Source organism: Zymomonas mobilis (assembly GCF_006715975.1).
Lineage (GTDB): Bacteria > Pseudomonadota > Alphaproteobacteria > Sphingomonadales > Sphingomonadaceae > Zymomonas > Zymomonas mobilis_B.
The window spans coordinates 374,575-390,386 of record NZ_VFOF01000001.1; the positions used below are offsets into that span (position 1 = coordinate 374,575).

A 15,812-nucleotide genomic window follows, 5' to 3' on the forward strand; every position below is an offset into this window, starting at 1 on the left:
ATTATGAAAAAACAGGTTGGGCGGGATAATTTATCCCGCCGTATGAGAAAGGTAGCCTTTCTTGTCGCGGGATTTTTTTCGGTTCCGGTCATGGCTTCTGTCGATGATTATGTGCCTAAAATGCCGGGATTAGATAGCCTGCCCAGTCTAACAGATACTTTGGCCTGTAATGACGAGCCAGCTTATCTTCATGACGAAGTTGCCCGAAATGCTGTCACCGATGGGTGGTTGACCTTGCATCAGGCCGTCCATCGTGCGTTGGAAGGTCATCCGTCTATTACCGATGCGATCGCGTCTTTGGGGCAGCAGCAAAGCGGGGTAGGGGTTGCCCGTGCCGGTTACTATCCACAATTCAAAGCAGGCGCGAGCGGTGGCCCTTGGACTTCGGCGCGTGGTTTGGGCCCTTATATATCTGCTTCGGCGTCGCAGATGCTGTATGATTTTGGGAAGGTTTCGCATCAGGTAATGCAGGCCAGAGCCTTGGCAGCGAGACAGCAAGCTAAAGTTTTGGGCGCTATTGACGACGTTTCAAAGAATGTCGCGGAAGCCATTGTTAACGTCCATCGTTACCAGCAATTGATGATGGCCGCGACGGATCTGTTTCAGGCGGTGTCTGCGGTAAAAGAAATGGCGGAATTACGGGCGAAAGCCGGCATTTCGACCCGATCTGACCCCATTCAGGCGGAATCCCGTTTAGATCAAGCGCGGGCGAATTTGATCGAAGCGCGGTCGATGTTGGAGCAATCAAGGGAGACGTTGCGCACCTTGATGAATGAGACGCGTCCGTTACCTGAAAATACCTGCATTGCGGAACCGCGTGATTTACCACCATTCAAACCTGAAGCGCCGGTTGATGCCTCTTTAAATCCTGACCTACTGCCTTCTGCATTGGAGGCTAAGGCCGAAGCTAAGGCAGCAGAAGCGCAATTAGGTATTGTTCGAGCAGGACGATTCCCGACGATTTCTATCGACGGTAATTACGGTCGTTCGATGCGCGGGGCTATTTATCCGGCGGCACCAGATCGGCGGCAGGATTACGGTAGCGTTATTTTAAATGTTTCGACCCAGATGTTTCAGGGAACGGGTATTTTGAGCCAGTTAAAAGCGGCTAATCATGCCGTGGATGCTGCCCATGCCCGCGAGCAAACGGCTTTATTGGAAGCCCATAATAAATTGCGTTCTATTCATGCCGTGGCGATGGGGTCGTTAAGCCGTTTAGGTATCCTTCAAAACCGTTTGAGAACCATCATTGAAGCGCGTGATCTTTATCGCGATCAATATCGTCTGGGTTCGCGTTCCCTGATTGACCTGTTGAATAGTGAACAAGAAATTTATCAGGCACGCAGCGAAAATATCAATGCACGGCATGATTTATGGGTCAGCGAGGCTGATCAAGTCGCGGCATCCGGTCGAGGAAGAGCCGTTTACGGCATTGACCACAGCGTTGTTCAGGGATTGGAGATATTGCCATGAGTGAGCCGTCTCAAAAAGAGACCCGCCAATCCGCTATTCTGTGGGAAGCATGGCTGGAAGCGATGATTGCCATTGCCCGCCATTATAATCTTCCGGTTTCGGTCGAGCATGTTCGTAACATCATGTCATGGGATAATGCCCAATCGGAAGATGAACGTTTGGCCGTTATGGCGCGTCATTTGGGTTTGGGATTCCGTTTGGAAAGCGGCGAAAAAGCCGAAGGGGCTGTTCGGTCAGGGGTAGCATTACCTTTTATCGCCCATTGGGATGATGGCCGAATTGGCTGCATTATGGCCAATGATGGTGATGGCCATTTAGCCGTTCGCTTTTCAGGTGAAAGTGATCTGGAAACGCCGGTTGAAATCGACTGGTTAGCCGATCATGTCGTTGAAATTGCTTATTTGCGGCCTTTGCGATCGATACCGGATGGGCGGGTGGATGACTATATTCAGCCTTATCGTCCCCATTGGTTTCGCCGTTTGGCCTTGGCTGATTGGCGGCGTTTTGGTGATGTTATTCTCGCCTCGTTGTTTATCAATCTGCTGGCTTTATCTTCTACCCTGTTTTCGATGCAGATTTATGATCGGGTTGTGCCTGCCCAATCAGAACCGACCCTGTGGGTGTTGTTTCTTGGCGTGATGATGGCGGTCTTTTTCGGGCTGTTGTTAAAGGTTGCCCGCACCCGATTATTGGATGTTATTGGGAAAAAGGCAGATTTACGGATTTCAGAGCATGTGTTCGGTCATGCCATTCGTTTGATGTATGATGCCCGTCCAAAGGTTGCCGGTAGCTTTATTGCTCAATTGCGGGAATTGGAACATGTCCGCGAATTGATGACTGCAACCAGCATCGCCATGATTACCGATTTGCCGTTTTTCTGTTTGTTTTTAGCCATTCTATGGATGGTCGGAGGCAATCTGATCTGGGTGGCGTTGGCCGCCGTGCCTTTGTTAGTTATCCCCGGTATTTTGGTGCAATATCCTCTCGCCCGATTATCCCAGCAAGGGATGAGGGAGTCTGCGTTGCGGAATGCCTTGCTGATTGAAGCGGTGGATGGCTTTGAAGATATCAAATTGATGCGCGCCGAACCCCGTTTTGAACGGCGGTGGAATCATGTCCATTCGGTGGCTGCCTCGATTGCGATGCGTCAGCGTTTTTATACCGGCTTGATGGTGACCTGGAGTCAGGAAATCCAGACCATTATTTATGCCCTGATTTTATTGGTTGGATGTTTTCAGGTGATGAAGGGCACCATGACCACCGGTGCTTTGGTCGGATGTTCTATCCTGACATCTCGTATGATTGCGCCTTTGGCACAGATGGCGGGTTTCTTCCTGCGATTCCAGCAGGCGCGGGTTGCGCGTGAAGGATTGGATTCTCTGATGAGCCGTCCTGCAGATAGAGCCGATCAAGCGCAATTAGTTCAAGTACCTGCCATCCGTGGGGCATATCAATTTGAAAATGTCCGTTTTTTGCATGATCCAGCATCAGGGCGGCCTGATATCGATATTCCCAAATTGGTTATCCGCCCCGGTGAAAAAATCGCGTTATTAGGGCGAAATGGTGCCGGTAAATCGACCTTGTTGCGGATGTTATCAGGCCTGCATCAGCCTTCGGTCGGACGCATTATGTTGGATGGTCTAGCTTTGCCAACGATTGATCCCGCTGATTTGCGGCGTGATATCGGTTTGATGACCCAAGAAGCCAAGATTTTTTATGGTAGTTTGCGGGATAATCTGACCATGGGGGCGCCATTAGCCACCGACAGTCAAATCCTTGCTGCTTTGGATATGGTCGGGTTGAGAGCCATTTTAGATCAGCGGGCCGATGGTCTTGATATGCTGTTGAAAGAAGGGGGTGGCGAGTTGTCACGAGGGCAGCGCCAATCCATTCTTTTTGCGAGATTGATTTTATCAGAACCTTCGGTGGTGTTGCTGGATGAGCCAACCGCTCATTTTGACGATGTTTCCGAACATAATCTGATCAACAACATTACCCCTTGGGTGAAAACCCGCACATTGATTGTGGCAACCCATCGCCAGAGCATTTTGCGTTGGGTGAACCGTATCATTATTCTCGATCAAGGCCATATCGTCATGGACGGCGATCGGGATGCTGTTTTGAAAAGGCTGACCCATGGCTAACCTTGGATTTTCTGCCCATAATGTGGTGGATGATCACGACCCTTTGCATCTCCCTGCGCGGATTGTCTGGGTTATCGTCGCGTTATTATTGTGCTTTTTTGCATGGGCGGCCTTCTTTACCTTGGAAGAGGTTTCGACCGGAACCGGAAAAGTGGTGCCTTCATCACATGAGCAGACAATCCAGTCTTTGGAGGGCGGGATTTTAGTCAGCCTTAATGTCAAAGAAGGCGATATTGTTCAGGCCGGGCAGATGTTGGCGCAGCTTGATCGCACCCGCACCCAGTCTTCGGTTGAAGAAACGGAAGCAAGAGCCGTGGCCGCCGAAGCTACAGCTGCGCGTTTGCGGGCTGAAGTGAATAACACGCCGCTGGTTTTCCCCGATAGCGTCAAAGCCTATCCGGCTTTGGTCCGGTCGGAAACAGCGCTCTATCATTCCCGTCGCAATAGTTTGTCGATGGGGTTGAGCGATCTGCATCAGCAATTGGCTTTGATTAAAAACGAATTGACGATGACCGAGCCATTGGTGGCAAGAGGGGCGGCTAGTGACGTTGAAGTGCTGCGCCTGAAAAGACAGGTGAGCGAAATTGATACCCGCGCCGACGATATGCAAAACCAATATATGGTGAAGGCTAGAGAAGATCTTGAAAAGGCGGAAGCCGAGGCCAAAGCCCAGCAATCAGTAACGCGGGGGCGTTCGGATATGCTGGATCGTTTGACCTTTACTTCGCCAGTAAGAGGCATCGTTAAAGATATCGAGGTCACGACTAAGGGGGGCGTTATTCCGCCGAATGGTCGATTGATGACGATTGTGCCTTTGGATGAGCAGCTTTTGGTGGAAGCGCGGATATCGCCACGGGATATTGCCTTTATCCATCCCGGACAGCGGGCGACTGTTAAGCTGACCGCTTATGATTATGCGATTTATGGTGGATTGCCTGCCAAGGTAACGGTGATCTCTCCCGATACGGTGCAAGATGATGTCCGGAAGGATAGCTATTATTATCGGGTATGGGTGCGCACGGATTCCGACCATCTGACCAATAAAAGTGGTCATAATTTTCCGATTGTTCCGGGGATGGTCGCAACAATCGATATTCATACCGGATCAAAAACAGTGCTTCAGTATTTAATTAAGCCGCTTAATCGGGCACGGGAAGCGTTGAGGGAAAGATAAGTTCCAATCATTATTTTGATCAATAAATAAAAAGATAATTTTCAATTTCAACAGAACTTAAAGTCACGCCTAAGAGTATTGGTTGATACATTAGGTTTTGAAATAAAAGGTCGATATAATGGTGCAGCTTCCTTCTTCTGCCCGACATGGGGATGAAACAGAAAATCAACAATTTCTGAATCATCTCCACCAAATTTCTGATCACGTACTGACTTCACCCGAGCAGATGCATCATTACTGCACGGGTTTTCGGTTTGGCAGCGGCAAGGTGTTGGCGGTTGTTCGGCCTTCTTCCTTGGTTGAAATGTGGCATGTGGTTGAAGCCTGTGTTGATGCAGGGAAAATCATTATTATGCAGGCCGCAAATACCGGATTGACTGGTGGGTCAACGCCGGATGGTGATGATTACGATCGCGATATCGTTTTGATAAGCGGTATTGGCATTACGGGCGTTAAGCCGGTCAACAAGGGGCAGCAGGTTATTTGTTTGCCCGGTGCAACCTTATACGATCTTGAAAATATTCTGAGGCCTTTGGGACGTGAACCCCATTCAGTCATCGGGTCGTCTTGTATTGGCGCTTCGGTTTTTGGGGGTGTCTGTAATAATTCCGGCGGCGCGTTGATGCAGCGGGGCCCTGCCTATACGCAGTTAACCCTTTATGCCCGTATCAATGAGCAGGGTAAATTAGAGCTGGTCAACCATCTGGGCGTCCGTTTGGGTGATGATCCCGAAACTATTTTAAATCGGTTGGAAAAAGGCGACTATACGGAAGCGGATATCGTCAATGACGAAAGCAAACATGCTTCCGATTGTGAATATCATCATCATATCCGCGATATTGAAGCTGATACGCCTGCGCGGTTTAACGCCGATCCTTCGCGTTTATATGAATCTTCGGGTAGTGCCGGAAAAGTGGCTGTTTTTGCTGTTCGTCTTGATACTTTTCCGCAGCAGAAAAATGCCAAGGTTTTTTATATTGGCACCAATGATCCTGATGAACTGACCGAGCTTAGACGAGAGGTTTTGAAATCGTTTAAATTCTTGCCGATCTCGGGCGAATATATGCATCGCCATGCTTATGATATTGCCGCAAAATACGGAAAAGATACCTTTTTAGCGATTGAATATCTGGGCACCGACCGTTTGCCAAAGTTATTCGCCCTTAAAAGTTGGTTTGATAGTTTGAATAACCGCGTCAGCTTTTTGCCTAGCTATCTGGCAGATCGCATGATGCAGTTTTCTTCAACCTTGTTTCCGCATCATTTACCGAAGCGGATGGATAATTTCCGTGATCGTTATGAGCATCATTTGATCTTGAAAGTATCCGAAGAAGGCACCGAAGAAGCTCGCGATTTTCTGGAAAAATTTTTCCAAAAAGCTAGCGGAAATTATTTTGAATGTAGTGATGATGAAGGCAAAAAAGCTTTCCTGCATCGTTTCGCGGCGGCCGGAGCCGCTATCCGTTATCGCGATGTGCATCAGGATGAAGTCGAGGATATTGTTGCCCTCGATATTGCTTTGCCCCGGAATAATAAGGCATGGGAAGAGCATTTGCCGCCGGAAATAACCGATAAAATTAGCCATATTCTATATTATGGACATTTCTTTTGTCAGGTTTTTCATCAGGATTACATTATCAAAAAAGGCGGAAATTGCGCCGATATTGAGCATGCGATGTGGAAGATTTTAGACGGCCGTCATGCTGAATATCCGGCGGAGCATAATGTGGGTCACCTTTATTATGCCAAAGACAGCCTGAAAGAACATTATCATGAGTTAGACCCGACGAACTCTTTTAATCCGGGTATCGGGCATACCAGCAAAGCCGCTTATTGGCGGTAGTTAAGCTGATATAAATATTATATTTTACAAAATAACACTTTCGGGATGATTTCGAGAAAATAGCTGTTCCGTTATTTTTGTTCTTGTGAAGCTGTTCTGTTGACCTGAAAACATCTATAATGGTTGTTTTCAGGTTGCCTTTTTTCAGAATGCAACCAAAACGGAATGGTCGGGTTTAGCCTATAGAGGGCGATAAGAAGGAAGCGAGAAAGAGAACGGTATGCGCGTTTTAGTCGTTGAGGATGAGCCGACGCTTTGCCGTCAGTTACGAACTACTTTAGAAGGTGCAGGCTATGCCGTCGATCTTGCAACAGATGGTGAAGACGGCCATTTCCTAGGTTCTAGTGAAAATTATGATGCGGTTGTCCTTGATCTGGGATTGCCGGAAGTTGACGGTTTGACCGTGCTTGATCGTTGGCGGAAAGAAGGCCGCGAGATGCCGGTTTTGGTTTTGACCGCGCGCGATAGTTGGTCGGACAAAGTCGCTGGCTTGGATGCTGGTGCTGATGATTATTTGACCAAGCCTTTCCAGACGGAAGAATTGATTGCCCGTTTGAGGGCGTTAATCCGGCGTGCTTCGGGTAATGCTTCTTCGGAATTACTGGCGGGGGATGTTCGTTTGGATACCCGTTCCGGCAAGGTGACTTTGGCTGGGGAACCCGTCAAATTGACCGCGCAGGAATATAAGCTTCTTTCCTATCTGATGCATCACAAGGGTAAAGTCGTTAGTCGCACCGAAATGATCGAACATATTTATGATCAGGATTTTGACCGCGATTCCAATACCATTGAAGTTTTTGTCACCCGTATTCGGAAAAAATTAGGGCAGGATGTTATTACGACTATCCGTGGTTTGGGCTATGCCCTGAATGACCCTGAGGATCGGAATCACGACTGATTATGACTTCCGGTCGTTCCGATAATACTGGCCGGAGTCGTCTTTTTAGTCGTGTTTTTCGCCGGAAACAGGCCGAAGAACAGGAACGTCCCGTCGGAGAAAATGCCGATCAGGAGCCGTTGATCCGTCCGACCGGATCGTTAACCCGTCGTCTGATTGCTATTTCAGCCTTGTGGATATTTATCCTGTTATCGGGCGGCGGCGTGACGTTGGATCGGGTGCTGACCCAAGCGGTTACCGATAATTTTGATAGCCAGCTGGATTATGTTTTGGCGGCGATGATTGCCTCTTCCGAGATTGATCCCGAAGGAGCGGTTCGGCTGAACCGTCCTTTGGGAGATCAGCGGTTTTTAGAAGCGCATAGTGGGCTTTATTTCCAAATCAGCGGTAGCGGATATGAACGGTTCCCATCGCCATCCCTTTGGGATCGATCGCTGAATGTAAGCACAATGCAGAAAGGGCAGTTGGTGCGAACATATGACAGCGATGAGTTTTCCGATGGCCCTTTACGGGTGATGGAACGCGATGTTCGTTTGCCCGGTTCTTCTGTCCTATGGCGGTTCCAAGTCGCAGAAATTCGCACATCGCTTGATAATCAAATTAGAAAATTACGGCATACCCTTGTTAAAGCCTTTTTGATTTTGGGTAGTGGATTGATCGTTATCACCGTTTTGCAGGTGACGATCGGTTTATGGCCATTACGGAAATTAAGGCGCGAAATTAGCGCGGTTCGTAATGGTCAGGCTTCGCGTATTCACAATCGGATGCCGAATGAAGTCGCGCCTTTGATTGAAGAATTGAATGCTTTGTTACGCCATAACGAGCGGCAGGCCGAAGAAGCGCGCCGTCATGCTGGTAATTTGGCACATGCGTTGAAAACGCCATTAACGGTGGTAACCAATGAGGCCAATGCCGATAGTGCTTCTTTGAAAGAAGTCGTTCTGCGGGAAGTGATGACGATGCGGCGGCATGTCGATCATCATCTGGCGCGGGCGCGGGCTATCGGAAGACGAGGGAATGCCCAAAGCCAAGCCGAGGTTTGGCCAGCTTTATTGGCAGTCGAACGGGCGGTTACCCGACTTTATCCTCATGCAACGATTGATTTGACCGGCGTTAAGGATGCTGTCGTTCGAATAGAGCGTCAGGATTTAGATGAAATTTTGGGCAATCTGATTGAAAATGCCGCCAAATATGGCCAAGGGCGCGTTTTTGTTACCGTTGAAAGGCGTGGAAAGCAGATTGAAATCCTGATTGAAGATGATGGCACAGGTATTCCGGAAAATCTGCGTGGTCAGCTTTTTAAACGGGGGGCGCGTCTGGATACAGATAAACCCGGAACAGGATTAGGTTTGGCGATCGTTAGAGATGTTGTTGAAATTTATGGCGGTAGTGTCGCCTTGGAAGAAAGCGAAGATTTAGGGGGCTTGTTTGTCCGATTGGCTTTGCCCGAGGTGAAGTAACCGTCTTTTCTGAGCAGTTTCAGATTTCATTGAAAGACTCTTCTGATATTATCTGGTCGTTTATCAAGCAAAATAGGGTTTTATGAAGGAGAGATAGGGCTGTCCGATTTTAAAAATTCGCGACTGGCCTGCCAAAATGTCAGTTGCGTTCGGGGTGATCGATTGCTTTTTACCCATTTGTCTTTTGAAGTGAAGGCTGGCGAGGCGTTATTGATAACCGGAGCCAATGGTATTGGGAAAAGTAGTCTTTTGCGTTTGCTGGCTGGTTTTTTGAAACCTTTTTTAGGGCAGATTGAAAGATTGGGGCGGCTGGCTTTTGCCGACGAGGCTTTGGCGCTTGACCGACATATGTCTTTGCAACAGGCCTTAGCGTATTGGGCGGCTTTAGATGGCTTTTCGGGCGCTGAAAAAGACGCGATGAGGATCATGGCTCTCGATAAATTAGCAGAATCACCTGTCCGCTTGCTCTCTACTGGGCAACGAAAAAGAGCTGTGTTAGCGCGTTTATTGGCCAGTCGAGCGGCTATCTGGTTATTGGATGAACCGGCGAATGGTCTTGATAAAGCTTCGATTATGGCATTGCTACGGATGATCGAAAAGCATCGCGACAAAGGGGGTGTCGTTTTGGCCGTCAGTCATCAGGGGCTAGATATGGCTGATTATGCTACCTTATCTTTGGAAGATTTTAGATCGAAGAATAATCATCAATCGGTGTTTTTTGATTTTGATGACGAAAGTGCGGCGTTTTGATCCGGCTTGTTTTGTTGATCCGGCGAGATTGCTCGGTTTTGATCGGGGCGGCTGTTTTTTTGCCGATACTGTTTTTTCTGTTGGTGGCAGTTCTATTCCCTTTTGCTGTGGGCAGTGACCGGATGATTTTATCCCGAACCGGAAGCGGGGTGCTATGGGTCGCGGCTTTATTAGCCTCTTTATTACCTATTGATCGTTTGGTTACTCCCGATATCGAAAACGGTTTTTTTGATCATTATGCAGCGCGCAATATCAGTGAAGAATGGATCGCAGTTGCCCGTATTATTGCCCATTGGTTGAGCTTTGCTGTGCCTTTGATGGTGGCGTTATTACCGGCATCCATGTTGTTGTCTTTAGACTGGTCTGTTTTTTGGAAATCGGAAGCCGGATTTTTATTGGCAACCCCCGGATTGGCTGCCTTGGGGGTTATGATTGCTGCTTTGACGGCGCGTGTAAAAGCAGGAAGCGCATTAACCGCTTTGCTCTTGCTGCCTTTGGCTGTGCCGTTGCTTATTTTTGGGTGTGGCGCAGTCGATGGGCATCAACCCGGGGCTTTTTTATTATTGGCAGCCAGTTCACTTTTCCTATTAGCCGTTGCACCTTTTGTTATCGGGGCTGCGTTACGTGTTGGACAAGAAGGATAAAAGCTGTCTAGCTTATCTTTTTGAGGCAGGCTTTATGATTGATGAAGTCGAGATAGAGGTCAGCTTTATCGATAATAGACAATCCGATGATTGTGGCTAATCGAGATGTATTATCTTCTATAACTATTTCTTTTTTTTGTCCGTAATCCATATTATCGATAGATAAATCGCCTTTATTAAAATAAGTTGCAAATTTTAATTCTTTGTTGTTTGGGTCTGGCCTTACTTCGAAAGATTTTTCTTTTTCTTGTGGCGTAAATTCTGGCTTATAAGTTGTTAAATTATAAACAGTATCATCTTGAGTAAAGTCAACTACGGCTAAACGCGTGTGTCCTTGCCATATAATCGGGTATTGGAGCGATTGGAAATCGCCACCGAATGCACTACCAAGGTGAATATCTTGTTGACAGTTACAATTGATATCCTTGCCAAAGGTCATCTGCTGTTTGTCTATTTTGATTTTTCCCAGTTTTTGAAGAACCATCAGTCCCAGATAGGCGTGGCTGACATTGGTAAAAAGAAAGGGAACGTTTTTTAAAACCGCTTTCCCGATTTTGATTTCATCAACAATGCCTAGATCGCCACTAAAAAATTCAGAAGCTCCATTCTTTGCCCGATCGAGATGCCCAACGATATGGACATGGGGAGAATGACGCCACTCTTCTGGTAATTTGCCAATAGCGGCACTGGTTTCCAAAAAGAAAGGCGCATCTTTTTCGTTTAGGGATGCTGTTATATGAGGGGCGTAGTTAGCACTCCGCCTATCTTCTTCCTCTAAAGCTATGTCAAATTGCAGTGGAATGCTTTGCGCGTAATCTATCCCAGTAACCTTGAAGGGAGGGATTGAATTCGGGGAGACCGACAATCGACCCATTTCGGCATCGGTAAGAGAGAATTCTTCTAATCCTGCTATTTTTCGGATGGGTGGGTAATAGACGTTTCTGATAAAGTCGAGGGTTTTGCCCCAAGCCTTGAGATTGCCATCCAAAAAGTAATTACCCACCAATGTTTGTTTGCATATTATCCCTATGCCACTGATGGGCGGAAGTGGGTCGGGGTCATTGGATTTTTGAAAAAAAGTCTTATCGCATATATCAAGTAATTTATTGGCATTTTGATAGTCACCTTTAACGCGAAATTTGTTTATTTCAGCATATTTTTGGACAAGGTGACTGTTTCTTAAATCTTTGGCCGCTTTGTCAATAAGCAGGTCGTCTCCATCCACCAATCCTTTTCGCATTTCATTACCGCCTGATCGCAATTCGATACCGTTTTTTAAATCTTTAGGCGTTTTTTGCTTAAGAAGCTCAATCAGTTTTGGCGAAATTAAGGGTTTTTCAGCCTTTAGTTCGGCAAGAAAAAGACTGTTCAAAAGGAAAGGGTAAAGCAGGAGACGATATTTTTTAGATATGACAAACCTTGCAAGTATAGTATTTAAAATTTCCAATTCCACTCTACATTTCCTTCACTATCTTGAAGATTTTTAGGATGTATTTTTGAATTGACCTTAAAATTTCCGTAATTCTTTGAATTATATTCGAATATAGGATTAATAGAATTGTCTTTACCGAATGTCCCGCTACTTTGAAGAGATAATTTGTCTTTTTTGTATGTCGCACCGACATTGATATTGCCTGGGCTGGTACCCTCCTGAAAAACCTATACTTCGACTACCGAGATCATGTGTAATACTTCCATTTAAAATACGTTTTCCTTGGTCATCTATATTTATTTGTGTCGGATATTGCTCTTCAGGTGGCGTATAAGTTGGAATCGGATCGAGACGTTGTGATTGATTTGGGACTGACATTGAAGAATACTTTTGGTTCAATGTATTATTTAACGCTTGATATATCGGGCTATTATTACAAATGTTTTCCATTCTTCTTTGTAAATTTTGCCATTCTTGGATTCGTTGTAGGCTATTTTTTGATGAGAAAGGTAGCATGTTGTTTGAATTTTTAGGTAAATAACTTTTCATTGCTAGTAATAATGGATTTGAATTACTGGTTATGTTGGTTTTTCCTCCGCTATAAAGCTCCTTACAAAGGTCGCTTCATAATATTGGGTATTTTGAATTAGCATTATTTATTATTGAGTCGTTATCCAATTTTATAATCCATCCATTAATATTAAAGTGATATGGAGTGGTATATCTATTTTTATCCAACAATTATTATATGAAGTTATATTTTTATTTAAGATATTGGTTTGTGTGATGATGGGTGGCTGATCTGACTTGCCTTTTTCGTTTTCTATTGAGATAGCCGGTTTTGTGACTTGGATTTTTGCATTTCTGGCCGGATTGGTCGCGGCCTTGGGATTACAGCCTTATAATCTTTGGGGATGTAGCCTTGTGGCTGTGGCTGGCTGGCTGGCTTTATTGCGGCAGACCAAAAAGACTTGGCAGATTTTTGCGGTTAGCTGGCTTTTTGCCTTTGGCTTTTTCTGGTTAGGGTTGGACTGGATAGCGACTTCTTTTACCCATCAGGCTGCGATGCCGTCATGGTTGGGTTGGGTCGCGGTGCCTTTGTTATCCTGTTATTTGGCCTGTTATATTGCTCTTTTTACTTTGCCTATCCGGCTTTTATGTCTTTCTTTCGGGCGGAGGAACGGGGACGGGCTGGGTTTTCAACCTTCTGAAGTGAATGAAGGGGAGGGGGCGATTTTTACGGGGCGTCTTTCCTCCGTTGATGATAGGGCTTTGGTGGCGCGTGAAAAAAAGGCGGAAAGCCGTTTTTCTCCTGTCTTTGATAAATCTTTGTCGCAAGTATCGCTTTGGCGTTTGACGCTCGCTTTGGCGGGGTGTCTGGCATGGGGTGAGTGGATTAAATCCTGGGTTCTGACCGGATTTCCTTGGAGTCCACTGGGCGTTATTTGGCTGAATATGATGCCGATTGCCCATAGCGCCCGATGGATTGGCAGTTATGGTTTGTCAGCCCTTGTTGTTATTGCCGCCGGTATTGTTCTGTCTTTATATGACATCGCCAAGCTTGGGATGGTGGCGAAGTTGTCGTCTTTTTCTACCTTTGCAAAGCCGATTATTCCGGCGGTTATGATGCTTTTGCCTTTTGTCGGATGGTGTCTGGTTGATGGTCACGATACGCATTGGCAAAAATCAGAGCGGAAACCTGCCCATGTCGTTATTGTTCAACCCAATATCCCGCAGGATGAAAAATACGATCTTCGTTATAAAGCACGTCACGACGCTATTTTTGTAAAGTTGTCAGGGAAGGGCGATGCCCATAATCCACGTCTGATTTTATGGCCGGAAGATGCGGTGCAAAGCTATTTAGAAGAAGAGCCTTTGGCGCGGGCGGCTTTGAGTCGATTATTGGGTGAAAATGATCTGTTGCTGACGGGAGGAGATGCCCTGATTTCAGATAGTTCGGGGCGGATTGCTTCTGTCAGGAATAGCCTGTTTGCTATTGATGCCAAGGGCGATATTCTAGACCGCTATGACAAAGCTCATCTGGTACCATTTGGCGAATATATGCCGCTTCGGAAATGGGCAGCCTATGTTGGGTTGGGACGGTTGGTGGCCGGTGATCTGGAATTTACCGAAGGGGCGCAGCCAGAAAGCCTTGATCTGGTGCCTTTTGGTCTGGTCGGGATTCAGATTTGCTATGAAATAGTCTTTTCTGGTCGAGTGGTTGATCGCGCCCATCGCCCCGATTTTATTTTCAATTTATCCAATGATAGCTGGTTTGGTCGGTCGGGTCCGCCTCAACATTTGGCACAGGCGCGATTGCGGGCGATTGAAGAGGGGCTGCCTATCGCACGGGCGACTTCTACCGGTATTTCCGCTATTATTGATGCCGAAGGGTATATTCTTTCTGCCTTGCCCGAAAATACAGAAGGAAGCCTTTCCGTTTCCATGCCACGGGCGTTGCAGCCGACTTTTTTTGCCCGTTATGGAAATCTGACTAGTGTGCTTTTTGCCACGGCTCTGTTGCTCATTGCCCTGTTTGGGCGTATTAAGCTACGCTAGTCTTGATATAAGGAAAGATTTATATCTTTATATTCTATCTTTCTATAGCGTGTCACTTTTAGATGGGGATTGGTTTTGGGGAAGCTAGTCTGTCGCGAAAGGCAGAAGGTTATTGCCCCTATCTGATCGGGAAACTGTCAGGCCAGCTTCATTTTTAGGTTTAACAGATAAGGAAAATCCTTTTTCTATGCGTAGCAACTACCTGTTTACGTCCGAGAGCGTGTCCGAAGGCCATCCCGATAAGGTTGCTGACCAGATTTCTGATGCTATCGTTGATTTGTATCTTTCTCGCGATCCAGAAGCTCGCGTTGCCTGTGAAACATTGGTTACCACGCAGCGTATCATTTTAGGCGGTGAAGTCCGTTCGGCTGTTCCGGTCAGTGAAGAAGAAATTGAAAAGACGGTTCGTGAAACTGTCCGTGAGATCGGTTACGAACAGACTGGTTTTGACTGGAGAACCGCTGAATTCGCTAATCATCTGCATGCGCAGTCTGCCGATATCGCCCAAGGTGTCGATGCCGGTGAAGATAAAGATGAAGGCGCTGGCGATCAGGGTATCATGTTCGGTTTTGCTACCGATGAAACGCCTGACTATATGCCCGCGACGCTTTATTATGCTCATCGTATTCTGGAACGTCTGGCCGAAGACCGTCATCAGAAAAAAGTCGATTTTCTGGAACCCGATGCCAAGAGTCAGGTTACTTTGGTTTATGAAAATGGCGTGCCTGTCAGAGCCGCTGCTTTGGTCTTGTCGACCCAGCATAGTCCTGCTTTGAGTTCGAAAGAGGGGCAGGCCAAGCTGCGCGATTATGTCAAATCGGTCTATGAAGATGTTCTGCCTAAGGGTTGGATGCCAGAAGATAAGGCTATCTTTGTTAATCCGACCGGTTTGTTTGAAATCGGCGGTCCTGATGGCGATGCTGGTTTGACGGGTCGTAAGATCATTGTTGATACCTATGGTGGTGCAGCACCTCATGGTGGTGGCGCATTCTCTGGTAAAGATCCGACCAAGGTCGATCGTTCTGCGGCTTATGTTGCCCGCTATCTTGCCAAGAATATTGTAGCCGCCGGTTTGGCCAAGAAAGTTACCATCCAGCTTTCTTATGCTATCGGTGTTTCTGAGCCTCTGTCGCTTTATGTTGACACGCATGGTACCGGAACGGTGGATGAAGCCAAGATTGAAGAAATCTTGCCGAAGCTCGTCCGTTTGACCCCGAAGGGTATCCGCACCCATTTGCAGTTGAACAAGCCGATCTACAAGCCTTCTGCTGCTTATGGTCATTTTGGCCGCAAAGCCGATGGCGATTTCTTCCCGTGGGAAAAATTGGATTTGGTTGATAAGCTGAAAGCGGCTGTCGCTGCTTAATAAAGCCTGTCATTAAAGACGTCTTTAGAATGAAAGCCTGCTTCCTGAAAAAGGGGGCGGGCTTTTTTC

The 15,812-nt window shown here is 46.8% G+C and carries 11 protein-coding genes; 10 read left to right on the forward strand and 1 reads right to left on the reverse strand.

The window, feature by feature from the left end; all coding sequences use genetic code 11:
• Positions 1–3: 3 nt before the first annotated feature.
• The 8 genes from FBY58_RS01600 (at position 4) to FBY58_RS01635 (ending at position 10,386) form a co-directional block, all read left to right on the forward strand.
• Positions 4–1,473 (forward strand): TolC family outer membrane protein, encoded by a 1,470-nt coding sequence (locus FBY58_RS01600; protein WP_260432012.1) that lies wholly within the window; start codon positions 4–6, stop codon positions 1,471–1,473.
• Positions 1,470–3,617 (forward strand): type I secretion system permease/ATPase, encoded by a 2,148-nt coding sequence (locus FBY58_RS01605; protein ID WP_141919186.1) that lies wholly within the window; start codon positions 1,470–1,472, stop codon positions 3,615–3,617. Before FBY58_RS01600 ends, FBY58_RS01605 begins: the two co-directional genes overlap by 4 nt.
• Positions 3,610–4,791, forward strand: a complete 1,182-nt coding sequence (locus tag FBY58_RS01610; protein WP_141919187.1) for an HlyD family efflux transporter periplasmic adaptor subunit — start codon at positions 3,610–3,612, stop codon at positions 4,789–4,791. Before FBY58_RS01605 ends, FBY58_RS01610 begins: the two co-directional genes overlap by 8 nt.
• A 118-nt stretch (positions 4,792–4,909) precedes the next feature.
• Complete coding sequence (gene dld, locus FBY58_RS01615; protein ID WP_141919188.1) at positions 4,910–6,634, forward strand: D-lactate dehydrogenase; 1,725 nt, start codon at positions 4,910–4,912, stop codon at positions 6,632–6,634.
• A 220-nt stretch (positions 6,635–6,854) separates the two neighbouring features.
• Complete coding sequence (locus FBY58_RS01620; protein ID WP_141919189.1) at positions 6,855–7,532, forward strand: response regulator transcription factor; 678 nt, start codon at positions 6,855–6,857, stop codon at positions 7,530–7,532.
• Between the two features lie 2 nt (positions 7,533–7,534).
• Positions 7,535–8,992 (forward strand): HAMP domain-containing sensor histidine kinase, encoded by a 1,458-nt coding sequence (locus FBY58_RS01625; protein ID WP_141919190.1) that lies wholly within the window; start codon positions 7,535–7,537, stop codon positions 8,990–8,992.
• Positions 8,993–9,064: 72 nt separating this feature from the next.
• A complete protein-coding gene (gene ccmA, locus FBY58_RS01630) occupies positions 9,065–9,742 on the forward strand; it encodes a heme ABC exporter ATP-binding protein CcmA (protein ID WP_409373543.1) in 678 nt (225 codons plus the stop codon).
• Positions 9,742–10,386, forward strand: coding sequence for a heme exporter protein CcmB (locus tag FBY58_RS01635; protein ID WP_141920586.1), 645 nt, complete (start codon positions 9,742–9,744; stop codon positions 10,384–10,386). Before ccmA ends, FBY58_RS01635 begins: the two co-directional genes overlap by 1 nt.
• A gap of 7 nt (positions 10,387–10,393) precedes the next feature.
• Here FBY58_RS01635 and FBY58_RS01640 read toward each other — a convergent pair whose 3' ends face one another.
• Positions 10,394–11,797 carry a retropepsin-like aspartic protease gene (locus FBY58_RS01640; RefSeq protein WP_141920587.1) on the reverse strand — a complete coding sequence of 468 codons (1,404 nt, stop codon included), beginning with the start codon at positions 11,795–11,797 and terminating at the stop codon, positions 10,394–10,396.
• Between the two features lie 864 nt (positions 11,798–12,661).
• Here FBY58_RS01640 and lnt point away from each other — a divergent pair.
• Positions 12,662–14,377, forward strand: a complete 1,716-nt coding sequence (gene lnt / locus FBY58_RS01645) for an apolipoprotein N-acyltransferase (protein WP_141919192.1) — start codon at positions 12,662–12,664, stop codon at positions 14,375–14,377.
• A 187-nt stretch (positions 14,378–14,564) separates the two neighbouring features.
• On the forward strand, positions 14,565–15,743 hold the full coding sequence (gene metK, locus FBY58_RS01650) for a methionine adenosyltransferase (protein WP_141919193.1): 1,179 nt from the start codon (positions 14,565–14,567) through the stop codon (positions 15,741–15,743).
• Positions 15,744–15,812: the final 69 nt, after the last annotated feature.